This window comes from Streptomyces sp. NPDC033216 (assembly GCF_055577115.1).
Map to the genome: position 1 here is coordinate 11,255 of NZ_JBVIQK010000040.1, position 24,998 is coordinate 36,252.

The 24,998-nt window shown below is 72.8% G+C and carries 19 protein-coding genes and 1 pseudogene; 11 read left to right on the forward strand and 9 right to left on the reverse strand.

Features of this window, described 5'->3' with window-relative positions; all coding sequences use genetic code 11:
- Positions 1-289 precede the first annotated feature (289 nt).
- The 3 genes from sucB to ACZ5Y0_RS35180 all read right to left on the reverse strand — a co-directional run bounded on the left by sucB (position 290) and on the right by ACZ5Y0_RS35180 (position 5,671).
- Entirely contained in the window at positions 290-2,164 is a 1,875-nt protein-coding gene (gene sucB, locus ACZ5Y0_RS35170; RefSeq protein ID WP_469132711.1) for a 2-oxoglutarate dehydrogenase, E2 component, dihydrolipoamide succinyltransferase, read from the reverse strand.
- Between the two features lie 67 nt (positions 2,165-2,231).
- A complete protein-coding gene (gene lpdA, locus ACZ5Y0_RS35175) occupies positions 2,232-3,620 on the reverse strand; it encodes a dihydrolipoyl dehydrogenase (protein ID WP_467513848.1) in 1,389 nt (462 codons plus the stop codon).
- 524 nt (positions 3,621-4,144) lie between these two features.
- Positions 4,145-5,671 (reverse strand): leucyl aminopeptidase, encoded by a 1,527-nt coding sequence (locus ACZ5Y0_RS35180; RefSeq protein ID WP_469132712.1) that lies wholly within the window; start codon positions 5,669-5,671, stop codon positions 4,145-4,147.
- A 361-nt stretch (positions 5,672-6,032) separates the two neighbouring features.
- Between ACZ5Y0_RS35180 and ACZ5Y0_RS35185 the strand changes: the two are divergent.
- A pseudogene (locus tag ACZ5Y0_RS35185) lies at positions 6,033-6,343 on the forward strand (endo alpha-1,4 polygalactosaminidase); the annotation flags it as partial.
- Between the two features lie 54 nt (positions 6,344-6,397).
- On the opposite strand, the gene ACZ5Y0_RS35190 reads toward ACZ5Y0_RS35185, so the two are convergent.
- A complete protein-coding gene (locus tag ACZ5Y0_RS35190) occupies positions 6,398-7,213 on the reverse strand; it encodes an adenosylcobinamide-GDP ribazoletransferase (RefSeq protein WP_469132713.1) in 816 nt (271 codons plus the stop codon).
- A 61-nt stretch (positions 7,214-7,274) separates the two neighbouring features.
- Between ACZ5Y0_RS35190 and ACZ5Y0_RS35195 the strand changes: the two genes are divergently transcribed.
- A complete protein-coding gene (locus ACZ5Y0_RS35195) occupies positions 7,275-8,039 on the forward strand; it encodes a hypothetical protein (protein ID WP_469132714.1) in 765 nt (254 codons plus the stop codon).
- Positions 8,040-8,369: 330 nt separating this feature from the next.
- Here the strand turns inward: ACZ5Y0_RS35195 and cobT are convergent, their stop codons facing one another.
- Positions 8,370-9,482, reverse strand: a complete 1,113-nt coding sequence (cobT, locus tag ACZ5Y0_RS35200) for a nicotinate-nucleotide--dimethylbenzimidazole phosphoribosyltransferase (protein WP_469132715.1) — start codon at positions 9,480-9,482, stop codon at positions 8,370-8,372.
- A 148-nt stretch (positions 9,483-9,630) separates the two neighbouring features.
- On the opposite strand from cobT, the gene ACZ5Y0_RS35205 reads away from it, so the two are divergent.
- Complete coding sequence (locus tag ACZ5Y0_RS35205) at positions 9,631-10,599, forward strand: class I SAM-dependent methyltransferase (RefSeq protein WP_469132716.1); 969 nt, start codon at positions 9,631-9,633, stop codon at positions 10,597-10,599.
- A gap of 333 nt (positions 10,600-10,932) precedes the next feature.
- Here ACZ5Y0_RS35205 and ACZ5Y0_RS35210 read toward each other — a convergent pair whose 3' ends face one another.
- Positions 10,933-12,144 carry a bifunctional adenosylcobinamide kinase/adenosylcobinamide-phosphate guanylyltransferase gene (locus tag ACZ5Y0_RS35210; protein ID WP_469132717.1) on the reverse strand — a complete coding sequence of 404 codons (1,212 nt, stop codon included), beginning with the start codon at positions 12,142-12,144 and terminating at the stop codon, positions 10,933-10,935.
- 114 nt (positions 12,145-12,258) lie between these two features.
- Between ACZ5Y0_RS35210 and ACZ5Y0_RS35215 the strand changes: the two genes are divergently transcribed.
- Entirely contained in the window at positions 12,259-12,471 is a 213-nt protein-coding gene (locus tag ACZ5Y0_RS35215; protein WP_086772654.1) for a hypothetical protein, read from the forward strand.
- Between the two features lie 118 nt (positions 12,472-12,589).
- Here ACZ5Y0_RS35215 and ACZ5Y0_RS35220 read toward each other — a convergent pair whose 3' ends face one another.
- Positions 12,590-13,291 (reverse strand): methyltransferase domain-containing protein, encoded by a 702-nt coding sequence (locus ACZ5Y0_RS35220; protein WP_469132718.1) that lies wholly within the window; start codon positions 13,289-13,291, stop codon positions 12,590-12,592.
- An 83-nt stretch (positions 13,292-13,374) separates the two neighbouring features.
- Positions 13,375-14,004, reverse strand: a complete 630-nt coding sequence (locus ACZ5Y0_RS35225) for a DUF3043 domain-containing protein (protein ID WP_469132719.1) — start codon at positions 14,002-14,004, stop codon at positions 13,375-13,377.
- A 295-nt stretch (positions 14,005-14,299) separates the two neighbouring features.
- Here ACZ5Y0_RS35225 and ACZ5Y0_RS35230 point away from each other — a divergent pair, with 295 nt between their 5' ends.
- From ACZ5Y0_RS35230 to ACZ5Y0_RS35255, 6 genes are all read left to right on the forward strand, one after another.
- On the forward strand, positions 14,300-15,070 hold the full coding sequence (locus ACZ5Y0_RS35230) for a PspA/IM30 family protein (RefSeq protein WP_469132732.1): 771 nt from the start codon (positions 14,300-14,302) through the stop codon (positions 15,068-15,070).
- A gap of 34 nt (positions 15,071-15,104) precedes the next feature.
- Positions 15,105-15,383, forward strand: a complete 279-nt coding sequence (gene pspAA, locus ACZ5Y0_RS35235; protein ID WP_469132720.1) for a PspA-associated protein PspAA — start codon at positions 15,105-15,107, stop codon at positions 15,381-15,383.
- Positions 15,384-15,582: 199 nt separating this feature from the next.
- Complete coding sequence (locus tag ACZ5Y0_RS35240) at positions 15,583-16,803, forward strand: sensor histidine kinase (RefSeq protein WP_469132721.1); 1,221 nt, start codon at positions 15,583-15,585, stop codon at positions 16,801-16,803.
- Complete coding sequence (locus ACZ5Y0_RS35245) at positions 16,800-17,483, forward strand: response regulator (protein WP_469132722.1); 684 nt, start codon at positions 16,800-16,802, stop codon at positions 17,481-17,483. The genes ACZ5Y0_RS35240 and ACZ5Y0_RS35245 overlap by 4 nt, the downstream gene beginning before the upstream one ends.
- A gap of 180 nt (positions 17,484-17,663) precedes the next feature.
- Complete coding sequence (locus ACZ5Y0_RS35250) at positions 17,664-20,768, forward strand: efflux RND transporter permease subunit (RefSeq protein ID WP_469132723.1); 3,105 nt, start codon at positions 17,664-17,666, stop codon at positions 20,766-20,768.
- A gap of 85 nt (positions 20,769-20,853) precedes the next feature.
- A complete protein-coding gene (locus ACZ5Y0_RS35255; protein ID WP_469132724.1) occupies positions 20,854-23,097 on the forward strand; it encodes a serine/threonine-protein kinase in 2,244 nt (747 codons plus the stop codon).
- A gap of 21 nt (positions 23,098-23,118) precedes the next feature.
- Here the strand turns inward: ACZ5Y0_RS35255 and nadA are convergent, their stop codons facing one another.
- A complete protein-coding gene (gene nadA / locus ACZ5Y0_RS35260; RefSeq protein WP_469132725.1) occupies positions 23,119-24,303 on the reverse strand; it encodes a quinolinate synthase NadA in 1,185 nt (394 codons plus the stop codon).
- 292 nt (positions 24,304-24,595) lie between these two features.
- Here nadA and ACZ5Y0_RS35265 point away from each other — a divergent pair, with 292 nt between their 5' ends.
- Positions 24,596-24,952: a HesB/IscA family protein gene (locus ACZ5Y0_RS35265; protein WP_030794551.1), complete on the forward strand. Its 357-nt coding sequence runs from the start codon at positions 24,596-24,598 to the stop codon at positions 24,950-24,952.
- Positions 24,953-24,998: the final 46 nt, after the last annotated feature.

Below are 24,998 nucleotides of genomic sequence, written 5' to 3' on the forward strand. Positions count from 1 at the left end.
GGAGCACGCGGGCACGCTTCGGCGCAGGTGAGACGAGACTTACACGTTCATTACGCCGCGCCCCGCCGGAGGGCTCCGCCCCAGGCCCAGGCCTGGGCGCGCCCAGGGGGAGGGCAGCCCGTCCGGCAGGTGAGGGCGAGGCCGTTCAGGGCGAACGGCGGGGTCCGGGGCTACGGCGCCCTGGGCTCCGGACGGGAAAAGCGGCGGGGGAGAACGCCACTTGGCGCACCACACACGGCGCCCCCGCCCGGAAGACCCGGGCGGGGGCGCGTAGGACTCTGCGTGCTGACTACAGGCCGAGCTCGACCTCGAACTCGCCCGCCTCCAGAATCGCCTTCACCGCGGTCAGGTACCGCGCCGCGTCGGCGCCGTCCACCAGCCGGTGGTCGTAGGACAGCGTCAGGTACGTCATGTCGCGGACGCCGATGGCCGTACCCTCCTCCGTCTCGATGACGGCCGGACGCTTCACCGTGGCCCCGATACCGAGGATCGCGACCTGCCCCGGCGGCACGATGATCGTGTCGAAGAGCGCACCGCGCGAACCGGTGTTGGAGATGGTGAAGGTCGCGCCGGACAGCTCGTCCGGGGTGATCTTGTTGCCGCGGACCTTGCCGGCCAGCTCGGCCGTGGCCTTGGCGATACCGGCGATGTTCAGGTCGCCCGCGCCCTTGATGACCGGGGTCATCAGGCCCTTCTCCGAGTCCACCGCGATACCGACGTTCTCGGTGTCGAAGTAGGTGATCGTGCCCTCGGCCTCGTTGATCTTGGCGTTGATGACCGGGTGGGCCTTCAGCGCCTGCGCGGCCGCCTTGACGAAGAACGGCATCGGCGAGAGCTTGACGCCCTCACGCGCCGCGAAGGAGTCCTTCGCCCTGGCGCGCAGCCGCATCAGACGGGTGACGTCGACCTCGACGACCGACGACAGCTGGGCCTGCTCGTGCAGCGCCTTGACCATGTTGTCGCCGATGACCTTGCGGATGCGCGGCATCTTGACGGTCTGACCACGCAGCGGGGAGGCCTCCAGCGCGGGGGCCTTCTTCGCGGCGGCCGGGGCGGCGGCGGCCGGAGCCGGGGCGGCGGCGGCCTTCGCTTCCTCGGCGGCGGCGATGACGTCCTGCTTGCGGATGCGACCGCCGACGCCGGTGCCCTTGACCGAGCCCAGGTCGACGCCGTTCTCGGCGGCGAGCTTGCGCACCAGCGGGGTGACGTAGGCACCCTCGTCGGTGGCCTGCGCGGCGACGGGAGCCGGGGCGGCCGGGGTGACCGGAGCGGGGGCGGCCGGCGCGGGCGCCGGAGCGGCCTGAGCCGGAGCGGCGGCCGGGGCGGGCGCGGGTGCCGGAGCGGCGGGCGCGGGCGCGGGGGCGGCCGGAGCCGGAGCCGGGGCCGGAGCGGCGGGCGCGGGGGCGGCCGGAGCCGGGGCCGGGGCAGCCGCGGCGGGGGCCTCGGGAGCCGGGGCGGCGGGGGCGGGGGCCTCGGGAGCCGGGGCAGCGGCGGGAGCCGCACCCGGAGCGCCGATGACGGCCAGCTTGGCGCCGACCTCGGCGGTCTCGTCCTCACCGACCGTGATCTCGAGCAGCACACCGGAGGTGGGCGCCGGGATCTCGGTGTCCACCTTGTCCGTGGAGACCTCGAGCAGCGGCTCGTCGGCCTCGACGGAGTCGCCGACCGACTTCAGCCACCGGGTGACGGTGCCCTCGGTGACGGACTCGCCGAGCGCGGGCAGGACGACGTCCGTGCCCTCGGCGGAGCCGCCGCCGGCGGCGGCCTCCGCGGTGGGAGCAGGGGCCGGGGCCGCCTGCTCGGTGGAGGGCTGCGCGGCCGGGGCCGGCTCGGGGGCCGGCGGGGCGGCCTGCTCGGCGGCCGGGGCCTGCTCGGCCGCGGGGGCCTGCTCGGCGGCCGGAGCCTGCTCGGCCGCGGGGGCGCCGGTGCCGTCGTCGATGACGGCCAGCTCGGCGCCGACCTCGACGGTCTCGTCCTCGGCGACCTTGATGGACGCCAGGATGCCGGCGGCGGGCGAGGGGATCTCGGTGTCGACCTTGTCGGTCGACACCTCGAGCAGCGGCTCGTCGGCCTCGACGCGCTCGCCCTCGGCCTTCAGCCAGCGGGTGACAGTGCCCTCGGTGACGCTCTCACCGAGCGCCGGAAGGGTTACGGAAACCGCCATGGTTTCGGTTGCTCCTTACGAATTGCGGAAGTCTGTGTCGTCGCGGAGTCGCTTCGTCGACCGAGGGTCAGTCGTGCGAGTGGAGCGGCTTGCCGGCCAGGGCGAGGTGGGCCTCGCCGAGCGCCTCGTTCTGCGTCGGGTGGGCGTGGATGAGCTGCGCGACCTCGGCCGGCAGCGCCTCCCAGTTGTAGATCAGCTGGGCTTCGCCGACCTGCTCGCCCATGCGGTCGCCCACCATGTGGACGCCGACCACGGCACCGTCCTTCACCTGGACGAGCTTGATCTCGCCCGCGGTGTTGAGGATCTTGCTCTTGCCGTTGCCCGCCAGGTTGTACTTGAGAGCGACGACCTTGTCCGCGCCGTAGATCTCCTTGGCCTTGGCCTCGGTGATGCCCACGGAGGCGACCTCCGGGTGGCAGTACGTCACCCGCGGGACACCGTCGTAGTCGATCGGGACGGTCTTCAGACCGGCCAGACGCTCCGCCACCAGGATGCCCTCGGCGAAGCCGACGTGCGCGAGCTGGAGCGTCGGCACGAGGTCGCCGACGGCGGAGATGGTGGGGACGTTCGTCCGCATGTACTCGTCGACCAGGACGTAGCCGCGGTCCATCGCGACGCCCTGCTCCTCGTAGCCGAGACCGGCGGAGACGGGCCCGCGGCCCACCGCGACCAGCAGCAGCTCGGCCTCGAACTCCTTGCCGTCGGCCAGGGTGACCTTGACGCCGTCGGCGGTGTACTCGGCCTTCGAGAAGAAGGTGCCCAGGTTGAACTTGATGCCGCGCTTGCGGAACGCGCGCTCGAGGAGCTTGGAGGAGTTCTCGTCCTCGAGGGGGGCGAGGTGCTTGAGACCCTCGATGATCGTGACGTCCGAGCCGAAGGACTTCCACGCGGAGGCGAACTCCACGCCGATGACACCGCCGCCCAGGATGATCGCGGACTTCGGTACGCGGTCCAGGACGAGCGCGTGGTCGGAGGAGATGATCCGGTTGCCGTCGATCTCCAGGCCCGGCAGCGACTTCGGCACGGAACCGGTCGCCAGGAGCACGTGGCGGCCCTGGACACGCTGTCCGTTGACGTCGACGGAGGTCGGGGAGGACAGGCGGCCCTCACCCTCGATGTACGTCACCTTGCGGGAGGCGACAAGCCCCTGGAGGCCCTTGTACAGGCCGGAGATGACACCGTCCTTGTACTTGTGGACCCCGGCGATGTCGATGCCCTCGAAGGTGGCCTTCACGCCGAACTGCTCGCTCTCGCGGGCCTGGTCGGCGATCTCGCCCGCGTGGAGCAGAGCCTTGGTGGGGATGCAACCCCGGTGCAGGCAGGTGCCGCCGACCTTGTCCTTCTCGATCAGGGCGACGTCCAGGCCCAGCTGCGCCCCGCGCAGGGCCGCGGCGTAACCGCCACTACCACCGCCGAGGATCACTAGGTCGAAAACGGTGCTGGCGTCGTTCGCCACGTCACGTCCTCCATGCATGTGCGCCGTACGCCGGTCTCCAGTGACCGGGCGGCGGCTGGTGTCCGGCCGCTCTTTCTTCGGCCCTGTGGTGGGGGCCCTGTCCTGCCGAGCCCCATCTTCGCACTTGTGGGAGGCGAACGAGACGCCGGGCTGCGGTGTGAGACACCCCACGTGCACCCGCCCCGGTGCGCGGGGCCGTGCCGATCCGCGGCCGCACCGCGCGGGCGGGCCCGGCCGAGTGATCGGTCGCACCGTCCGCGCGAGTCGGTGCGGAGCCCTGGCGTCCGGCCACGATGCGGCCGGACGCCAGGGGCCCGCGAGCCCGGCAGGCTCTCCGGACGAGAAGGCCCTGAGGCTGGTCGCGACCGTCCCGTCCGCCCCGTGACGCCTCCTGGCACGCACTCCCCCGGAGGGGGCGCCCCGGTACAACCGGTACCGGGGCGCCCCCTCCGCCTCGCGATCGCCCGCGCCGGACGCCGCCGGGGCAGCCCTGCGGGCGGGCGACGCTACGGTCGAAACACGCCCTAGCCCAGATCGCCCGCCGCGGTCAGCTCGGCCAGCCGGACCAGCGTCCGCACGGCCGTACCCGTACCGCCCTTGGGCGTGTAGCCGAACGGCCCGCCCTCGTTGAACGCCGGCCCCGCGATGTCGAGGTGCGCCCAGGTGATGCCCTCGCCGACGAACTCCCGCAGGAAGAGACCGGCGACGAGCCCGCCGCCCATCCGCTCACCCATGTTCGCGATGTCGGCGACGGGGGAGTCCATGCCCTTGCGCAGGTGGTCCGGCAGCGGCATCGGCCAGGCCGGCTCGCCGACCTCCTCGGCGGCCTCGTGCACCGCGGAGCGGAACGCGTCGTCGTTCGCCATGATGCCGAACGTCCGACTGCCGAGCGCCAGCATCATCGCGCCGGTCAGGGTCGCGACGTCCACGATGGCGTCCGGCTTCTCCTGGGAGGCGGCCCACAGCGCGTCCGCGAGGACCAGTCGGCCCTCGGCGTCGGTGTTGAGGACCTCGACCGTCTTGCCGCTGAACATGCGCAGCACGTCTCCCGGCCGGGTGGCGGAGCCGGACGGCATGTTCTCGGCGAGTGCCAGCCAGCCGGTGACGTTGACGTTCAGGCCGAGACGCGCGACGGCGACCACGGCGGCGAACACCGCCGCCGCGCCGCTCATGTCGCACTTCATCGTCTCGTTGTGCCCGGCCGGCTTGAGGGAGATGCCGCCCGAGTCGTAGGTGATGCCCTTGCCGACGAAGGCGAGGTGCTTCTTGGCCTTGGAGGAGGTGTACGACAGCTTCACCAGGCGCGGGGCCGCCGCCGAGCCGGCCCCGACGCCCAGGATGCCGCCGTAGCCGCCCTTGGCGAGGGCCTTCTCGTCGAGGACCTGCACCTTGATGCCGTGTTCCTTGGCCGCGGTCCGGGCGACGGCGGCGAAGGCCTCGGGGTCGAGGTCGTTGGGCGGGGTGTTGACGAGGTCCCGGGCGCGGTTGAGTTCCTCGGTGACGGCGGCGGCGCGCACCAGGGCGGCCTTGTGGGCGGCGTCGCGCGCCTTGCCGCCGAGCAGGACGGCCTCGGCGAGCGGGGCCTTGCCCTTCTTCGCCTTGGCGTCCTTGCCCTGTTCCTTGTAGGCGTCGAACGAGTAGGCGCCCAGCGCGACGCCCTCGGCGATCGCGCCGAGGTCGGCGGCGTCCGCCACGGGCAGGGCGAAGGCGGCCTTCTTGGTGCCGGCGAGGGCGCGGGCGGCCACACCGGCGGCGCGGCGCAGCGCCTCGGCGTCGTACGAGGAGTCCTTCTCGGGCTCCGCGCCCAGCCCCACCGCCAGCACGAGAGGCGTCTTGAAGCCGGCCGGGGCCGGCAGCTTCGTCACCTCGCCCTCGGCGCCGGCGGCACCGAGGGTTTCCAGGACGCCGGCGAGGCGGCCGTCATAGGCCTTGTCCACGGCCTCGGCGCCCGATGTGACGACGGGGCCGTTGGCGCCCTTGGCGACACCGATCACGATCGCGTCGGCCCGCAGGCCGGGCGCCGCGGCGGTGCTGAGAGTGAGAGCAGTCACGGTGGTGATTTCTCGCTTCCGATGTGGAGTTGCTGTGGCCGATGGGTGTGGGTCGACCGGGCCCGACAGCCGACCCTAGATCCGGGCTGGGGGTGCGGTCGTTACCGGGGTCGGCCTCACCGGCGCGGCGAACCGGCGCGGCAACCCCGCAACGAGCGTACGCGTGCGTGAGCGTGCGCTCATGCACGGGAGTGTTCACCTGTCGGTGGCGTCGTGGCCACTGTCTGATCCTCGCATCCGACGAACGGGGTCACCTCTCTCGGGTGCGGTCGAGGGCGGCGGGGCGCGTCGGCGGCAGCGGGAGATCATGCCGGCATCCGCCGTCGCCCGTCCGGAGCCCGTCCGTGAGACGCCTGCGCCGACGGCCGCCGACCAGCTCCGCCGCACCCCGCTGATCGCCGAACTCGCCCACGAACGGGGCCTGTCCGCCGGCCCGAGGAACGACCTGACCGGATCCCCGGACTCGTCGACGACTTCCGGCTTCGCATCGACGAGCAGTGCGCCCGGTACGGCGAGTGCGCGCAGACGACCCCGTCGTCGAGGCGGGCAAGGCCGTCTTCCACGGCGAGTACGCACTCCCCGCGAGTCGCTTCTGCGCCGAGTCCCGCCGACCGGGGCCGAGTTCCGGTGCTGAGGAAGTACGAACCCACCGCGTGGCGGGAGACCTGTTGACCAGGGTCTTTCGTGCGGCTCTGGCCGAGGGCGGCAGCATCCGGACGACAGGCGCTAGCCGAGGCAGAGCGCCACGAGTGCCGTCGTGGCCGCCGTCTCCGCCAGGCCGCCGAAGACATCGCCGGTGACCCCGCCGAAGCGGCGCCCGCAGTGGCGCAGGAGCAGTTCGGCGGTGACGAGGGCGAGGCCGAGGGCGAGGGGTGTGCGGACGGCGTCGTACGGGCCGAGGAGGGCGCCCCCGGCCGCCGCGGCGGCGAGGCAGCCCGCCGCCACGGTCAGCGCGCCGCGCACCGGGACCGCCCCGGCGACCGCCGCGCCGAGCCCCTCCGGCCGGGCGGCCGGGACCCCGGTGCGGGCGGCGAGGGTGAGGGCCAGCCGGGCGGCGACCGCGGAGGCGACGGCCGCGAGGGCGCCCCGGCCCCACGAGGCGTCGTACAGCTGGGTCAGCGCGGCCACCTGGGCGAGCAGGACGAGGACGAGGGTGATGACGCCGAACGGGCCGATGTCCGACTGTTTCATGATCCGCAGGGCGTCGTCCGCGGGCTTGCCGCTGCCCAGCCCGTCCGCGGTGTCCGCCAGCCCGTCGAGATGCAGACCACGGGTCAGGGCGGCCGGTGCGGCGACGGAGGCCACGGCGGCGAGCGGCGCGCCCGCGCCGAGGGTCAGGAGCAGCAGCCCGATCCCGGCCGCGCAGCCGCCGACGACCAGCCCGGCCAGCGGGGCGCCCAGCATGCCCCCGCGCGCGGCCTCGCGGTCCCAGCGGGTCACCCGGACCGGGAGCACGGTGAGGGTGCCGAAGGCGAAGCGGAGACCGTCGAGCGGGGACGACGGGGACGACGGGGAGGACGGGGAGGACGGCGTCGTGGACACCGGCGCAGGTTACCCGGCAGTCGGACGGGCGCCCCCGGCGGTCGGGGAAGAAAATGCCCCTATGGGAGATTGGTTGCAGCGGAACATCGTCGAGCCGGGGAAACTTCCGCTGCTCATCGCCCTGACCTCCTTCGTCCTGACGTTCCTGATCACCCGGGTCATCACCCGCCTGATCCGCGCGGGCAAGGGCCCGTTCGGCAACGTCAGCTCGGGCGGGGTGCACATCCACCACGTGGTTCCCGGCGTCGTCCTGACCGTCGTCGGCGGCTTCGGCGCGGTGGCCAGCGGCAGGCACGGCTTCGGCTCGGCCGCCTGCGCGGTGGTCTTCGGCGTCGGCGCGGGCCTGGTCCTGGACGAGTTCGCGCTGGTCCTGCACCTCGACGACGTGTACTGGACGGAGGCCGGCCGCAAGAGCGTGGAGGCCGTCGTCCTGACGGCGGCCCTCGTCGGCCTGGTCCTGGTCGGCTTCGTGCCGTTCGGCGTGAACGACCTCAGCGACGAGGAACTCCAGGACCGGGGCAGCGTGATCTCGACCGTGGTCGTCAACTTCCTGTTCGCCCTGGCCGTGCTGAGCAAGGGCAAGGCCAAGCTGGCGATCTTCAGCGTGATCATCCCGTTCGTCGCCCTGTTCGGCCTCGTCCGGGTGGCCCGCCCCGACTCCCCGTGGGCCCGCCGCTTCTACCGCAGGCGCCCCCGCGCCCGCGCCAAGGCCGTCCTGCGGGCCTACCGTCACGACCGCCGCTGGGCAGGCCCCCGCCGGGTGCTGGGCGACTGGCTGGGCGGCAAGACCGACGCCGAGCTGAGCCGGGCCGCCGACCACCGCTGACGCGCCTCCGCCACCGCTGACGCGCCTCCGCCACCGCTGACGCGCCTCCGCCACCGCTGACACCTCCACCGGCGCGCGCACCTCCACCGGCGCGCGCACCTCCACCGCGCGCGCACCTCCACCGGCGCGCGCACCTCCACGGGCGCGTGCGGCACCGCCGCCGACGCGATCGCCGCCAGACGCTCCGTACCGGTCGGGTTCCCCTTCACCGGCACCTCGGCCACGATCGCCACAACCACCGTGCCCGCCGTGACGTACGCCCGGTGGCGCGTGCGACGGGAACACGGTGAAGGGTGACCGCCGTCGACGCGATCGTGTCGCCCGTCCCGCCTACTCCGTGCCGAGCGCCTCGTCCGATTCCACGGCGGACTCGTCCTCGGCGGCCTTCTCCGGCTGCCGGGGCTTCTCGGGCAGTTCGGCGGCCAGGGCGGCGGCCGCCTGCACCAGCGGGAGCGCCAGCAACGCCCCCGCGCCCTCGCCCACGGTCACGCCCTGGTCCAGCAGCGGCTCCAGCGCCATCCGGTCCAGCGCCTTCGCCTGCCCCGGCTCCCCGCTGCGCTGCCCGGCCAGCCACCAGTCCGGCGCCCGGAACGCGATCCGCTGCCCGACCAGCGCACACGCCGCCGCCACGACACCGTCCAGCACCACCGGCATCTTCCGTACGGCGCACTGGAGCAGAAAGCCCGTCATCGCGGCGAGGTCCGCGCCGCCCACGGTCGCCAGCAGTTGCAACTGGTCCCCGAGCACCGGCCGCGCCCGCCGCAACGCGTCCCGGATAGCGGCGCACTTGCGCATCCACGCCAGGTCGTCGATCGCCAGGCCGCCCCGCCCGGTCACCACGGACGCGTCGGTCCCGCACAGCGCGGCCACCAGCACGCCCGCCGCCGTCGTCCCGCCCACGCTGACATCCCCGAGCACGACCAGATCCGTACCGGAGTCGGCCTCCTCGTCGGCCACCGCGACCCCGGCGAGGAAGGCGGCCTCGGCCTCCTCCGCGGTCAGCGCGTCCTCGACGTCGATGCGACCGCTGCCACGCCGCACCCGGTACCGTGCGACGCCCTCGGGGAAGGTGTCCGGCTCGCAGTCCAGCGCCATGTCCACGATCCGCACGGGAACGTCGAGCCGTCGGGCGAGCACCGACACCGGCCGACCGCCCTCCAACACCTCCCGCACCAGCTCCGCCGCGCTGCCCGCGGGCCGCGCCGAGACGCCCAGTCCGGCGATCCCGTGATCGCCGGCGAACAGCACCACCCGCGGCCGCACGACGGGCCGTACGGGGACCGAACCCTGCGCCGCCGCCAGCCACTCACCGAGGTCGTCGAGGCGGCCCAGCGATCCGGGCGGCACGACCTGGCGTTCCCGGCGCGCCTCCGCGTCGCGGCGCACCCCGCCGTCGGGGCGCTCGATCAGATCGGTGAAGTCGTCGAGATTCAGCGAGCTCATTCGCCGAACAGTACCGGCACCGATCGAACGGTCCGGCGCCACATCGGCACCACACCCCCATGACGTCTTTGCACCCAAGATCGGTATCCCATACGTTCCGTTTTGCTGTGAATTGCCGCATCCCTCGACGCCCTCCACGGAGCCGCTCATGCCCCCCAGGCCCATCCACGAGCCGCGCCGCGACAACTGTCCCTGGTGCGGCTCGACACGCCTGCGCACCCGTCTGCGCGCACCCGACCTGCTCCATCACCGGCCGGGCACCTTCGCCATGGACGAATGCCTGGACTGCGCCCACACCTTCCAGAACCCGCGGCTGACCGCGGAGGGGCTCGCCCTCTACCACCGCCCCCCGGCCGGCGGCCTGCCCGGCAGTTCCGCCGAACGCGTCCTCGCCACCCGCACCCGCAGGCGCCGGCTGGTGGCCACCGCCCGCGCGATGCTGCCCTTCCCCGAGCCGGAGAGCTGGCTGGACGTGGGCACGGGGCACGCGCTGTTCCCCGCGGCGGCGAAGGAGGTCTTCACCTACACCTCCTTCGACGGCCTCGACCCCACCCCGCGGGTCGTCCGGGCCCAGGAGGCCGGCCGTGTCGAGGAGGCCCACCAGGGACAGCTCACCCACCCCGCGACCAGCGCACGGCTGCGCGCCCGCTACGACGTCGTCAGCATGCTCAGCCATGTGGAGCACACCCTCGACCCGCGCGCGGAACTCCGTGCCGCCCTCGTCGCGCTGCGGCCCGGCGGGCATCTGCTCCTCGAACTCCCCGATCCGCACAGCGCGTTCGCCGCGCTGCTCGGCAAATGGTGGGTGGCCCACGGGCAGCCGCGGCACCTCCACCTGATCCCGCTGCCCAACCTCCGCGTCGAACTCGAGGCCCAGGGCTGCACGATCGTCACGGCCGACCGCAGCGGGGCCCATGTCCCGCACGACCTCGCGGCGGCCCTCGCCCTGTCCCTGTCCCTGTCCCTGTCCCGGTCGATCCCCTCCCCCCGTACGGCCCTCCTGCGAGCCGTCAGCCCCCTGGTCACCGCGGCGACCGCCCTGGACCACGCCCTGGCCCCCCTCCTCCGCCACACCCGCTTCTCGAACACGTACCGAGTCATCGCCCGCAAGAACTGACCGTCGGGACCGGTGCGGGCCCACCGGGGGGCGCCGCCGGGGCCGCCGCACCCGCCCCTGCCCACTCACCGTCCGACCCGGCCGGCCGAGTCCGGCCCGCAGCCCGCGCCCAGCGGCTGCCGTCCGCGGGCCTGCGCGGAGCCGTTCGGCGTGCGCCCACCGGCCGCCCCTTCGGGGGCATCCACGTCCCCCCCCGGAGGGGCACGGGCGGCGCCGAGGCGGCACGGCTCGGCGCTCGGGCCCCGCTCCACCGAAGCCGAGAGCGGGGGAGGCGCCCCGCGGTGCCGGGTCGCGCGGCCCACCCTCCGGGCACCGGCCGGCCGCAGGGCCACCTCACCCCCGAAGCGCCACGACCTGTCCCGCCACCACCAGCAGAACCTCCTCGCACTCGCCCGCGACCGCCGCGTTCAGCCGTCCCAGCTCGTCCCGGTAGCGCCGTCCCGACGCCGTGGCCGGCACGATCCCGGACCCCACCTCGTTCGACACCAGCACCACCGTGCGCCGCGCCCCCCGGACCGCCCCGGCCAGGTCGGCCACCCGGGAGCGCAGCTCCCGCTCACCCCCGTCCGCCCACACCGCGTCGTCCCACGCACCGACCGAGTCCATCGCCTCGGTCAGCCACAGCGACAGACAGTCGATCAGCAGGGGCGGCGCCCCCTCCTCCGCGAGCAGCGGCACGAGGTCGCACGTCTCGACCGTCCGCCACGACCCCGGCCGCCGCTCCCGGTGCGTGGCGACCCGCGCAGCCCATTCGCCGTCCCCGCCCCGCGAGCCGCCGGTCGCGACGTACAGCACGTCCGGGAAGGACTCCAGCCGCCGCTCGGCCTCCACCGACTTCCCCGACCGCGCCCCGCCCAGCACCAAGGTCCGCCGTGGCACGTCCGGCACCTCCTCGTACACCCCGACCGTCAGCGTCGACCCGTCCGGCACCGCCCGCGCCCCCGCCGCGGCCAGCCGCCGCCGCAACTCCGCGCCCGACGGCACGTCGTGGTCCAGATGGACGGCGACGACGTCCGTGGTGGGCCCGACCGCGCCCACCGCCCGCAGCTTCGCCAGCGCGTCCGGCCGCCCCACCACGTCGCAGAGGACCATGTCGTACCGCTCGGCCGGCTCCCCGCCTTCCTCCAGACCGGCAGGCGCGCCGCCCGGCGGCAGGTACAGCAGCCGCTGCCCGCCCGGGCCGGTCACGGCGTACCCCGTGCCGGGCGCGTCCATCGCCACCGCCCGCACCCGATGTCCCGTCAGCTGCGTCAACTCCCGCCCGTCCGCCGCCCGGCCGGGTTGCGGCAGCCCGGCCGGCACCTCGACGGCGGGCCCGTCGTGCGGATGCGACAGCAGTACCTGCCGTACGCCGCCCAGGGAGTGCCCGGAGCGCGCCGCGGCGAAGGCCGCGCCCGGAGTGAGGTCCAGCAGCAGCGCCCCGTCCAGGAGCACCGCGGTCGCCGCCCGCGCGTCCGCCCCGAGGGAGGTCGCGCAGACGGCACAGGGACAGTCGGGGCGGGGGAGTCCCGCGGGGGCACCGGTACCGAGCAGAGTCACTTCCACGGACCTGATTTTCGCCCGTCCGATCAGGTCTTGCGCATCCGGCTAGGCTGCGTGCCAGGAGCCGGACCGAGATCCGGCTCCTGCTCTGCATGTGCTCACACGTTGGAGGCGTACATGGCGGCATGGACGTGGCGGTTCGAGAAGGCCGACGGGACGGAGGTCCAGCCCGCGGTGCAGCCGGAGGAGTTCACCACGCAGGGGGACGCCGAGTCCTGGCTCGGGGAGCACTGGAAGGCCCTGCTCGAAGGCGGCGCGGACCAGGTACGGCTGTTCGAGGACGCCACGGAGATCTACGGCCCGATGAACCTGCACGCGGACGAGGCGTAGGACAGGCCCCGGCCCAGGGGTGGCCGGTCCACGGCCACCCCGCTCACCGCCGCGCCGCCCCTCGTCAGCGCCGCCGCGACTTCGACGGGCCGCACGAGCACGCCGTGGCGAGGGGCCCTCAGCCCCGCACCCCGCACAGGTGCAGCAGCGCCGCCACGCCGCGGTACGGGTCCGAGCGGCCCGCCCGCTCCTCCGCGGCCAGCAGCGGCTCCAGGTCCTCGGGGACGTCCGCGTCGTCCACCGCCGTGTCCGTGAAGACCCGTACGCCGTACCAGGCCTGGAGCGGTGCCCCGATGCCCGCGAGGGTCGCGGTCAGGGTCTCCCGGCGGTCCGCGCGGACGTCGAGGCCCAGACGGTTGCGGTACGCCGTCGTGTCGAAGGCGCCCAGCGCTCCCGCCCAGTCCCCGGCCAGTCCGGGCCGCATGGCCAGCGCGTCGGCGTTGCGGACCAGGAGGGACAGCAGCCCGCCGGGGGCCAGCACGCGCGCGAGGCCCGCGAGAACGGGATCCGGCTCCTGGACGTACATGAGCACGCCGTGACAGAGCACCACGTCGAAGCTGCCGGGCAGGAAGTGCACACCGGTGTCCCGGCCGTCGCCCTCCATGATGCGCATCCGCTCCCGGATGCCCTCGGGCTCGCCGCGCAGGGCCTCCCGGGCAGCGGCGATCATCGTCGCGTCCTGCTCGAGGCCGGTCACCTGATGACCGAGCCGGGCCAGCCGCAGTGCCTGCGTGCCCTGGCCCATCCCCACGTCGAGCACGCGCAGCCGCCGCCCGACCGGATACCGCCCGGCTATCTGCTCGTCGAGCTGCCGGGCCACCAGCTCCTGCCGTACGACATCACGCAGTCCACCCAGCCTGCTCAGCCAGGCCTTCGCCGCGCCCCCGGAGAAAGAAGCGGCGCTCAGAGTCGCTCTCCGCGCTTGACCTGCGGCTTGGGCAGCCGGAGCCGACGCATCTGGAGGGAGCGCATGAGCGCGTAGGCCACCGCGCCCCGCCGGTTGTGGTCCGGGAAGCGCTCGGCGAGCCGCTTCTTCAGCCGGAGTCCGGTGACGAGCGAGTCCAGCACGATCAGCACGATCACCACGAGCCACAGCAGCAGCGCGATCGACTGGAGCGAGCCCACCCGGACCATGCTCAGCACGAGGATGACCACGGCCATCGGCAGGAAGAACTCCGCCACGTTGAACCGCGAGTCGATGGTGTCGCGCGCGAACTTGCGCACCGGCCCCTTGTCGCGGGCCGGCAGGAAGCGTTCGTCACCACCCGCCAGCGCCTGACGCTGGCGCTCCAGCTGGGCTCGGCGCTCCTCGCGCTGACGCTTGGCGGCGTCCTTGCGCGACGACGACGTGTGGGCGACGCTGCGCCGCTGGGACTGGGCCTCACTGCGCTTGGGCGTGGGCCTGCCCTTCGGGGCCTGCGGGTCGCGGGTCTGCTTGGAGTCGGTCAGCGGCGCCTTGTCGGCGACCGGTGCCTTCTCGTCCTTGGCACGGCTACGGAACACAAAACCCAAGGGTAAGCGCTCCCCGGGCATGGACCCCAGCCCGGCGGGGAACGATCCGGCAACACCACTCGTCTGTTATGAGGACGGGCCCGGGACAGACCGGTGGAGAGGGGACAGGCGGTGGCGCAGCGGTCACCCTGAAGGTCACCTACTCCTTACGCCGGAGCAAGGCCCGGGTCAGTCGTCCTTGGGGATGAGCGCATCCGTCCCCGAACAGTGCGTCAATGGATGCAGGGCCCGTACTGTGGGTTCTGTCGCAGAGCTGGAGCTGGACGTCAGAAGGGGGCGCGCGAAGCCCATGAGCGGTGTCATGAAGCGTATGGGGATGATCTTCCGCGCGAAGGCGAACAAGGCCCTTGACCGGGCCGAGGACCCGCGCGAAACCCTCGATTACTCGTACCAGAAGCAGCTGGAGCTCCTCCAGAAGGTCCGCCGCGGAGTCGCGGACGTGGCCACCTCCCGCAAGAGGCTGGAACTCCAGCTGAACCAGTTGCAGTCGCAGTCCTCGAAGCTGGAGGACCAGGGCCGCAAGGCGCTCGCGCTGGGCCGCGAGGACCTGGCCCGTGAGGCGCTCTCCCGCCGCGCGGCCCTCCAGCAGCAGGTCACCGACCTGGAGACGCAGCACTCGACGCTCCAGGGCGAGGAGGAGAAGCTCACCCTCGCGGCCCAGCGCCTCCAGGCCAAGGTCGACGCGTTCCGCACCAAGAAGGAGACCATCAAGGCCACCTACACGGCGGCGCAGGCGCAGACCCGGATCGGCGAGGCCTTCTCCGGCATCTCCGAGGAGATGGGCGACGTCGGCCTGGCGATCCAGCGTGCCGAGGACAAGACGGCCCAGCTCCAGGCCCGTGCCGGCGCCCTCGACGAACTCCTCGCCTCCGGCGCCCTGGACGACCCCACCGGCTTGGCCAAGGACGACCTCCAGGCCGAGCTGGACCGGCTCTCCGGTGGTACGGATGTAGAGCTGGAACTTCAGCGCATGAAGGCGGAGCTGGCCGGTGGCACCTCCTCCGGGCAGCAGGCCATCGAAGGTGGCACCAACCCGTCGCAGAGCCGGCAGCAGCCGCAGGACACCCCGCGCTTCGACAAGCAGTAGCTTCGGCGCCGGGGCCGGAGCCGAGGAGGCCGACATGATCGTTCGGATCATGGGGGAGGGCCAGTGGACGCTGGCCGACTCCCACTTCGCCGAGCTGAACAAGCTGGACGACGAACTGCTGTCCGAGATGGAGGGCGGCGACGAGGACGGCTTCCACCGCACCCTCGGCGCCCTCCTGGACGCCGTCCGCCGCCTGGGCGAGCCCCTTCCGGACGACTCCCTGGAACCTTCGGAACTGATCCTCCCGGCCTCGGACGCGAGCCTGGAGGAGGTTCGGGAGATGCTGGGCGACGACGGGCTGATCCCCGGGTGAGGACACACCGGGCCGAGGCCGTCTTCCCCCGCTGGGACGTGGACGAACGGCGGGCCCTGCGGCCCGTCCCGGGTGACGGCGCGCGATCCGACCCGTCCGACGGCTGAGGACGTGGCCGTCCGGGCCGACAGCCGGGTGTGAGGGCGGCAACCCCGGAAGCAGCCCCAGGTGACGGCCACGAAAGCGACGGTACGGAACAGTGACCCCCCTCGCCCGCGCCCGGCGCCGGCTGACAGCCCACCCCCTCGCCCTGGACTCCGCTCTCGCCGCCGCCGTACTGCTGTGCATGCTGGCCGGATCCTTCGTCGACCCGCACGGCGAGCGGGGCGTCAGCTGGAGCGTCCGCACCCCGGACCCGCTCAGTCTGCTGCTGATCACCCTCGGCGCCGCCGCCCTCGTCCTCCGCCGCAGCGCGCCCATGACGGTCCTCGCGCTCACCGGCACCTGCTCCGTGGCCGAGAGCGTCACCGGCGACCCCCGCGCGCCCGTCGCGATGTCCGCCGTCATCGCCCTCTACACCGTCGCCTCCACCACCGACCGCACCACCACGTGGCGGGTCGGCCTGCTCACCATGACGGTCCTCACCGGCGCCGCCATGCTCGCCGGGCCACTGCCCTGGTACGCCCAGGAGAACCTGGCGATCTTCGCCTGGACCGGCATCGGCGCCACCGCCGGGGACGCCGTGCGCAGCCGCCGGGCCGTCGTGCGGGCCATCCGGGAGCGGGCCGAGCGAGCCGAACGCACCCGTGAGGAGGAGGCCCGCCGCCGGGTCGCCGAGGAGCGCCTGCGCATCGCCCGCGACCTGCACGACGTGGTCGCCCATCACATCGCCCTGGTCAACGTGCAGGCCGGGGTGGCCGCCCACGTCATGGACAAGCGCCCCGACCAGGCCAAGGAGGCCCTCGCGCACGTCCGCGAGGCCAGCCGCTCCGCGCTCAACGAACTACGCGCCACCGTCGGCCTGCTGCGACAGTCCGACGACCCGGAGGCTCCCACCGAACCGGCCCCCGGCCTCGACCGGCTCGACGAACTGGCCGACACCTTCCGCAATGCCGGACTCCCGATCGCGGTGGCCCGCGCCGACCACGGCACCCACCTTCCCGCCGCCGTCGGACTGGCCGCCTACCGCGTCGTCCAGGAAGCCCTCACCAACGTGCGCAAACACGCGGGACCCGGCGCCAAGGCCGAGGTCAGCGTCGTACGCGTCGGACCGCACATCGAGGTCACCGTCCTCGACGACGGCGCTGGGGACGCACCCGCGTCGGAGGACGGCGGAGGACACGGCCTGCTCGGGATGCGCGAGCGTGTCACCGCCCTGCGCGGCACCCTCACCACCGGTCCCCGCTACGGAGGCGGTTACCGCGTCCATGCGATCCTGCCCGTCAAGGCCCGCTCCAGCGCTCACGAGGACTCCGCATGACCATCCGTGTCCTGCTCGCCGACGACCAGGCGCTGCTGCGCAGCGCGTTCCGGGTGCTCGTCGACTCCGAGCCCGACATGGAGGTGGTCGGAGAGGCGTCCGACGGGGCGCAGGCGGTCCGGCTCGCCAAGGAGGAGCGTGCCGACGTCGTCCTGATGGACATCCGCATGCCCGGCACCGACGGTCTCGCCGCCACCCGCCTGATCAGCGCCGACCCCTCGCTCGCCCACGTCCGGGTGGTGATCCTGACGACCTTCGAGGTCGACGACTACGTGGTGCGGTCGCTGCGGGCGGGCGCCTCCGGCTTCCTCGGCAAGGGCAGCGAACCGGACGAACTGCTCAACGCCATCCGGGTAGCCGCGGGCGGGGAGGCGCTGCTGTCGCCGGCCGCGACCAAGGGGCTGATCGCCCGCTTCCTCGCGCAGGGCGGCGCCGCGGGCGACGGCGACGAGCCGGACCGCGCGCCACGGCTATCGGCGCTCACCGGCCGGGAGCGCGAGGTCCTCGTCCAGGTCGCCGGCGGTCATTCCAACGACGAGATCGCCGAGCGCCTGGAGGTCAGCCCGCTGACCGTGAAGACGCACGTCAACCGGGCCATGGCCAAGCTGGGAGCGCGCGACCGGGCGCAGCTCGTGGTGATCGCGTACGAGTCCGGGCTGGTCCGTCCAAAGGTGGACTGATCTCCACCCGGCCGTACTGCACCCGGAGTATGCGCCGGATAAGGAAATCGACCTGGCGCCTACGGATCGGGCTCTGTCGATGGCTCAGGGTGTAGGGGAGGGCGCTCACATGTGCTCGCGCCACCCTGTCCATCCCTGCCATGCCGCTTCTGCCGCTCACAGAAGAGAGACCCGTAACCCATGTCCTGGCTGTCCAAGTTCAGCCTCGCGCAACGGGCCCTGATAGGCCTCATGTCCATCATCGCGATCGTGTTCGGCGCGATCGCGATCCCGCAGCTCAAACAGCAGCTCCTGCCGACCATCGAACTGCCGATGGTGTCGGTGCTCGCCCCGTACCAGGGCGCCTCCCCCGATGTCGTCGAGAAGCAGGTCATCCAGCCGATCGAGGACAACCTCGAAGGGGTCGACGGCATCACCGGCGTCACCTCCACGGCGAGCGAGGGCAACGCCGTCATCCTGGCCTCCTTCGACTACGGCAATGACACCAGGCAGCTCGTCGCGGACGTCCAGCAGGCCGTCAACCGGGCCCGCGTCCAGCTCCCGGACTCGGTGGACCCGCAGGTCGTCGCCGGTTCCACGGACGACATCCCCACCGTGGTCCTCGCCGTCACCTCGGCCGGTGACCAGCAGGCCCTCGCGGACCGTCTCGACACGACCGTCGTGCCCGCGCTGGAGGACATCGACGGCGTCGGTCAGGTCACCGTCGACGGCGTGCGCGACCTGCGCGTCACCGTCACCCCGGCCGACGCGAGGCTGGCGAGGGCCGGGCTGACCACCCAGTCCCTCGCCCAGGCCCTCCAGGCGGGCGGCGTGACCGTCCCGGCCGGCTCCTTCGACGAGGCCGGCAGCAACCGCACCGTCCAGGTCGGCGGCGGCTTCACGTCCCTGAAGCAGATCCAGGACCTGGTGATCCCCGCACCGGCGGGCGGCAAGCCGGTCCGCCTCGCCGACGTGGCCACCGTGAAGCAGGAAGAGGCCCCGGCCGACTCCATCACCCGCACCGACGGCAAGCCCAGCCTCGCCGTCGCCGTCACCATGGACCACGACGGCAGCGCGGTCGCCATCTCGGACGCTGTCGAGGACAAACTGCCCGGCCTGCGCGAGGACCTCGGCGCCGGCGCGTCGATCACCGTCGTCAGCGACCAGGGCCCCGCGGTGTCGAAGTCCATCAAGGGCCTGACCACGGAAGGCGCGCTCGGCCTGCTCTTCGCGGTCCTGGTCATCCTGGTGTTCCTGGCCTCGATCCGTTCGACCCTGGTGACGGCGGTGTCCATCCCGCTGTCCGTGGTCCTCGCCCTGATCGTGCTGTGGACCCGTGACCTGTCGCTCAACATGCTCACCCTGGGCGCGCTGACCATCGCCATCGGCCGGGTCGTCGACGACTCGATCGTGGTCCTGGAGAACATCAAGCGACACCTCGGCTACGGAGAGGAGCGTCAGAGCGCGATCCTCACCGCGGTCCGCGAGGTGGCCGGCGCGGTCACCTCCTCCACCCTCACCACGGTCGCCGTGTTCCTGCCGATCGGCCTGGTCGGCGGGATGGTGGGCGCCCTGTTCGGCTCGTTCAGCCTGACCGTCACGGCGGCCCTGCTGGCCTCCCTGCTGGTGTCGCTGACGGTCGTGCCGGTCCTGTCGTACTGGTTCCTGCGGCCCCCGAAGGGCACCCCCGAGGACGCCGAGGAAGCCCGCCGCGCGGCCGAGGAGAAGGAGGCGCGGAGCCGCCTCCAGCGCTTCTACGTCCCCGTCCTGCGGTTCGCGACCCGGCGCCGTCTGACGAGCGTGGCGATCGCGGTCGCCGTCCTGGTCGGCACCTTCGGCATGGCCCCGCTGCTGAAGACCAACTTCTTCGACCAGGGCGAGCAGCAGGTCCTGACCGTCAAGCAGGAGCTGAAGCCGGGCACCAGCCTGGCGGCGACCGACGCCCAGGCCAAGAAGGTCGAGCGGCTGCTCGCCGGCACGGAGGGCGTGAAGGACTACCAGGTGACCGTCGGCTCCTCCGGGTTCATGGCGGCCTTCGGCGGCGGCACCGACACCAACCAGGCCTCGTACCAGGTGATGCTGGAGGACTCGGCGTCCTTCGAGAACGTCCAGGAGCACATCGAGGACGGCCTGAAGGAGCTGTCCGGCATCGGCAGCACCACGGTCGCCGCCGGGGACGGCTTCGGCAGCCAGGACCTCAGCGTCGTCGTGAAGGCGGCCGACGGCGAGGTGCTGCGCACGGCGGCCGAGCAGGTCCGCGCCGCGGTGGCCGGCCTGGACGACGTCACGGACGTCACCAGCGACCTCTCGCAGAGCGTGCCGCGCATCTCGGTCAAGGCGAACGCCGAGGCCGCGGCGGCCGGGTTCGACGAGCAGACGCTGGGCGCGGCGGTCGCCCAGGCGGTCCGCGGGACGACGGCCGGCAAGGCGATCCTGGACGGCACCGAGCGCGACGTCGTCATCACCTCCGCCGCGCCGGCCACCACGCTGGCGCAGCTCAAGGCCCTGCCCCTGGGCCCGGTGAAGCTCGGTGACATCGCCACCGTGCAGCTCGTCGACGGCCCGGTCGCCATGACCCGCATCGACGGTCAGCGCGCGGCCACCGTCACCGCGCGGCCGACCGGCGACAACACGGGCGCGGTGAGCGCGGACCTGACGTCCAAGCTCGACGCGCTGAAGCTCCCGGCGGGCGCGACGGCGGAGATCGGCGGTGTCTCGCAGGACCAGGACGACGCGTTCGAGAACCTCGCCCTGGCGATGCTCGCGGCGATCGCGATCGTCTTCATGCTGCTGGTGGCGACGTTCCGGTCGCTGGTCCAGCCGCTGATCCTGCTGGTCTCCATCCCGTTCGCGGCGACCGGGGCGATCGGCCTGCTGATCGCCACCGGCACCCCGATGGGCGTCCCGGCGATGATCGGCATGCTGATGCTGATCGGCATCGTGGTGACCAACGCCATCGTGCTGATCGACCTGATCAACCAGTACCGGCGCCAGGGTCACGGCGTCGTGGAGGCAGTGATCGAGGGCGGTCGGCACCGGTTGCGGCCCATCCTCATGACGGCGCTGGCGACCGTCTTCGCCCTGTTGCCGATGGCCCTGGGCGTCACCGGTGAGGGCGGCTTCATCGCCCAGCCGCTGGCGGTGGTCGTGATCGGCGGTCTGATCACCTCGACCCTGCTCACCCTGCTGCTCGTCCCGACCCTCTACGCGATGTTCGAACTGCGCAAGGAACGGCGGGCGGAGAAGCGGGCGGCGAAGAAGCGCGCCGCCGAACCGGAGAAGACGCCGGAACCGGCCGGGGTCTGACGCCGCCGCGCCGGTGTCCCTTCCCCCGTACGGGTTCCATATCCTGTCAGTCCGAACTGCTCGGCGGGGGAAGGGAACCGGGGCGTTGGCGCTGTACAAGGACGACCCGAAGGCGCTCGGCGGATACCGGATCCTCGACCGCATCGGATCCGGCGGCATGGGCGTCGTCTACCTGGGCCGGTCCCGTTCGGGGCGTGAGGTCGCCGTCAAGGTGGTGCACGCCCAGTACGCGGAGGACACGGTCTTCCGGGCCCGCTTCCGGCAGGAGATCGAGGCCGTCCGCAAGGTGAGCGGTGCCTTCACCGCCCCGGTCGTGGACGCCGACGCGGAGGCCGTACGGCCCTGGATGGCCACCCAGTTCGTTCCCGGACCGGCGCTCTCCGCCCGGATCAGGGGAACCGGCCCGTTGAAGGGGGCTGAGCTGCGCCGGCTGGCCCTGGGTCTGGTGGAGGCACTGCGGGACATCCACCGGGCCGGGGTCGTCCACCGTGACCTCAAGCCCGCCAACGTCCTGATGGCGGAGGACGGCCCGCGGGTCATCGACTTCGGCATCTCCCGCGCCACCGAGAACCAGACCCTCACCGAGACCGGCCACGCGATCGGCACACCGCCGTTCATGTCCCCGGAGCAGTTCAAGGACGCACGGTCGGTCGGCCCTGCCTCGGACGTCTTCTCCCTCGGTGCGCTGCTGGTGTTCGCCGCGAGCGGTCGCGGCCCCTTCGACGCCGACAGCCCCTACCTGACGGCGTGGCGGGTGATGCACGAGGAACCGAGGGTGGACGAGGTGTTCGAGCCGCTGCGCGCGATCCTGACCCGCTGCCTGGCCAAGGACGCTGCCGACCGGCCCGGACTCGACGAGCTGGCCGTGGAGTTCGCGGAGGCGCTGCCCGAACCCGCGGCGGGCGACAGGGCGACGGTGACCCTGCGTCTTCCGCCCCCGCCCGCGCCCGCGGCGGGGGAGGAACCGGGGCCGGCCGCCGCCGCGCCCCGCACGGACCGTCGCTCCCGGCTGCGCCGGTGGCCGGTCCTGACCGCGGTGGCGGGCCTGCTGTCCCTGACGCTCACCGGCTACCTGCTCGACTTCGCCCCGTTCACCAGGAGCGCGGCGTCGGGGGAGTCGGACAGCACCGGCCCCGGGGCCATCGCCTGGGATCCCCTGCCAGCAGGCTGGGAGCCGTGGCGGACCTCGGTGTACGGCACGGCCGTGAGCGGGGTGGCGAAACCGCTGGGCGGCGGGGCCTCGGACAGCGGCAACGCCTCGGTGTCCTGCGCCATGGGCGAGGGCGCCTTGTACTGCGGCGGCAACGGCATCCTCCCGGTCCGGGTCGACGCGACGACGGGCCGGCTCGCCTGGCGGGCGGACTCCCTGCCCTCCGGCGTGGCACAGGAGGCGTACGGCAGCCTGGTGCTCGGGGTGCGCGACGGCGTGCTGCTGGTCTCCCAGTCGGTCCTGAACAGCGCGGGCAACGACCAGACCGCCACTGTGGTGGCCCTCGATGCCGGCACCGGCAAGCAACTCTGGGCGGACACGGACGACCAAACGGGCTCCGTCACCCCCGCGGTCGTGGGCGATCTGCTGCTGACCTCGGACGGCTCGCGCGTGACGGCCCGCGAACCGCGCCGCGGCAAGGTGCGCTGGACGGCCACCGTGCCGGCCGGGTCCAGTTACGCCTGCCGGTTCCACGAGGTCGACAGCGTCCCGTACGTCGGCTGCACCGACGCGGGAACGCCGTCGCGCACCGTGTTCTACGCCGTCGGCCCGGACGGCTCGACCCGGAAGGTGAGCGTGCCGGACGGCGACGGCGTCCACGTCGGCGCCGTCGGCGGCGATCTGGCCTTCGTCATGGGCGTCCCGCGGGACGCCGCGAGTTCCGCGGAGCCGGCGTACGGCGAGGTCCTGCTGATCGACCCGGTCACCGGAACCGTTCGGAAGAAGAAGCTGGCGGGCAGCCCGCGCGGCAGGCCGGCGCTGGTGGGCGGAGTGCTCTGCTTCGCCGCCTCCAGCGGCCAGGTGAGCGCCCACTCGCCCGAGACGGGTGAGCGGCTGTGGCAGACCTCGACGACCCTTCAGCAGCCCGGCGCACCCGTCGCCGACGGGCAGGGGCAGGCGGTGTTCGCGGCCAGCGCCTCCGGGCGGGTCGCCGCCCTCGACCTCGAGACGGGCGGCCTGCTGTGGGAGTCCCCCGCGCGGGCCGACCAGGTCGTCGGGGCCGGCTATGCCACGGCACAGGTGCTTCCCGACCGGGGCGCCCTGGTGGTGCTCAGCCCCGACGGGACCGTCTTCACGCTGGACCCGGCCCACCCCGACCAGGAGCCGCTGTCGAGGTGATCCGGGCCCACGGCGGCACGGCTACGGCAGCGCCAGCATCCGCTCCAGTGCCAGCTTCGCGAACGCCTCGGTCTCCCTGTCGACCTCGATGCGGTTGACCAGCTTGCCCTCGGCCAGGGACTCCAGGGTCCACACGAGGTGCGGCAGGTCGATGCGGTTCATGGTCGAGCAGAAGCAGACCGTCTTGTCGAGGAACACGATTTCCTTGCCCTCGGGCGCGAAACGGTTCGCCAGTCGCCGGACCAGGTTCAGCTCCGTGCCGATGGCCCACTTCGAGCCGGCCGGAGCCGCCTCCAGCGCCTTGATGATGTACTCCGTCGAGCCGACGTAGTCGGCCGCGGCCACGACCTCGTGCTTGCACTCGGGGTGGACCAGCACGTTCACGCCGGGGATGCGGGCGCGGACGTCCTCCACCGATTCCAGGCTGAAGCGCCCGTGCACCGAGCAGTGGCCGCGCCACAGGATCATCTTCGCGTCGCGCAGCTGCTCCGCGGTCAGCCCGCCGTTCGGCTTGTGGGGGTTGTAGAGGACGCAGTCCTCCAGGGACATCCCCATGTCCCGGACGGCCGTGTTGCGGCCCAGGTGCTGGTCGGGCAGGAACAGCACCTTCTCGCCCTGCTCGAACGCCCACTCCAGGGCCTTCTTGGCGTTGGAGGAGGTGCAGATCGTGCCGCCGTGCTTGCCGGTGAAGGCCTTGATGTCCGCGGAGGAGTTCATGTACGAGACGGGCACGACCTGCTCGGCTATGCCGGCCTCGGTCAGCACGTCCCAGCACTCGGCGACCTGCTCGGCCGTGGCCATGTCGGCCATCGAGCAGCCGGCCGCCAGGTCGGGCAGGACCACCTTCTGGTCGTCGGACGTCAGGATGTCCGCGGACTCGGCCATGAAGTGCACACCGCAGAACACGATGTACTCGGCCTCCGGGCGGGCGGCCGCGTCCCGGGCCAGCTTGAAGGAGTCGCCCGTGACGTCGGCGAACTGGATGACCTCGTCGCGCTGGTAGTGGTGCCCGAGGACGAAGACCTTGTCACCGAGCTTCTCCTTGGCGGCGCGGGCCCGCTCCACCAGGTCCGGGTCGGACGGGGAGGGCAGGTCGCCGGGGCACTCGACGCCCCGCTCACTCTTCGGGTCGGCCTCGCGGCCGAGCAACAGCAGGGCGAGCGGAGTCGGCTGTACGTCGAGCTCCGTGGTCTGGGCGGTGGTCACGACACGCACCCTTTCTACTTTTCGTCGATCTGACGTTATCTATCATAACCCGCTTCACGTCACTTTGACGATGGTCATTGCGTCGATGTGACATGAATCCCGTGCGCCGACGCGTGCGCCGACGCGTGTGCTTGTCCACAGGCGGCGAGGGCCGCTGTTCGCCGCTGCGCGCGTGTGCGAGCATGAAAGAACGGGGGCGAAAGAGAAGTCGCCCGGCCCGCGGAATGAATCCGCGGCCCCGCCGGTTGAAACTGTCGACAAGCAGTCTCCGTACAACCCGGGAGAGATGTAGATGTCCGTATCGGACGAGACCAGCACCGTCACCGACGGCATCATCCTGTCCGACGCCGCCGCGGCGAAGGTCAAGGCCCTGCTCGACCAGGAGGGCCGTGACGACCTGGCCCTGCGTGTCGCCGTCCAGCCCGGCGGCTGCTCCGGCCTGCGCTACCAGCTCTTCTTCGACGAGCGTTCCCTCGACGGTGACGTGGTCAAGGACTTCGACGGCGTCAAGGTCGTCACCGACCGTATGAGCGCCCCGTACCTGGGCGGCGCGTCCATCGACTTCGTGGACACCATCGAGAAGCAGGGCTTCACGATCGACAACCCGAACGCGACGGGCTCCTGCGCCTGCGGCGACTCCTTCAGCTGAGGGTCCCGTGTTCCACGTGGAAGGCGGCGGCCCCCTCCGAGGGGCC

Bases quoted from the DNA above. Each gene is read 5' to 3' on its own strand.
- sucB (WP_469132711.1), bottom strand. From the start codon at position 2,164: ATGGCGGTTTCCGTAACCCTTCCGGCGCTCGGTGAGAGCGTCACCGAG.
- ACZ5Y0_RS35195 (WP_469132714.1), top strand. From the start codon at position 7,275: ATGGGAGATTGGTTGCAGCGGAACATCGTCGAGCCGGGGAAACTTCCG.
- cobT (WP_469132715.1), bottom strand. From the start codon at position 9,482: ATGAGCTCGCTGAATCTCGACGACTTCACCGATCTGATCGAGCGCCCC.
- ACZ5Y0_RS35205 (WP_469132716.1), top strand. From the start codon at position 9,631: ATGCCCCCCAGGCCCATCCACGAGCCGCGCCGCGACAACTGTCCCTGG.
- ACZ5Y0_RS35215 (WP_086772654.1), top strand. From the start codon at position 12,259: ATGGCGGCATGGACGTGGCGGTTCGAGAAGGCCGACGGGACGGAGGTC.
- ACZ5Y0_RS35225 (WP_469132719.1), bottom strand. From the start codon at position 14,004: ATGCCCGGGGAGCGCTTACCCTTGGGTTTTGTGTTCCGTAGCCGTGCC.
- ACZ5Y0_RS35230 (WP_469132732.1), top strand. From the start codon at position 14,300: ATGATCTTCCGCGCGAAGGCGAACAAGGCCCTTGACCGGGCCGAGGAC.
- pspAA (WP_469132720.1), top strand. From the start codon at position 15,105: ATGATCGTTCGGATCATGGGGGAGGGCCAGTGGACGCTGGCCGACTCC.
- ACZ5Y0_RS35245 (WP_469132722.1), top strand. From the start codon at position 16,800: ATGACCATCCGTGTCCTGCTCGCCGACGACCAGGCGCTGCTGCGCAGC.
- ACZ5Y0_RS35250 (WP_469132723.1), top strand. From the start codon at position 17,664: ATGTCCTGGCTGTCCAAGTTCAGCCTCGCGCAACGGGCCCTGATAGGC.
- ACZ5Y0_RS35265 (WP_030794551.1), top strand. From the start codon at position 24,596: ATGTCCGTATCGGACGAGACCAGCACCGTCACCGACGGCATCATCCTG.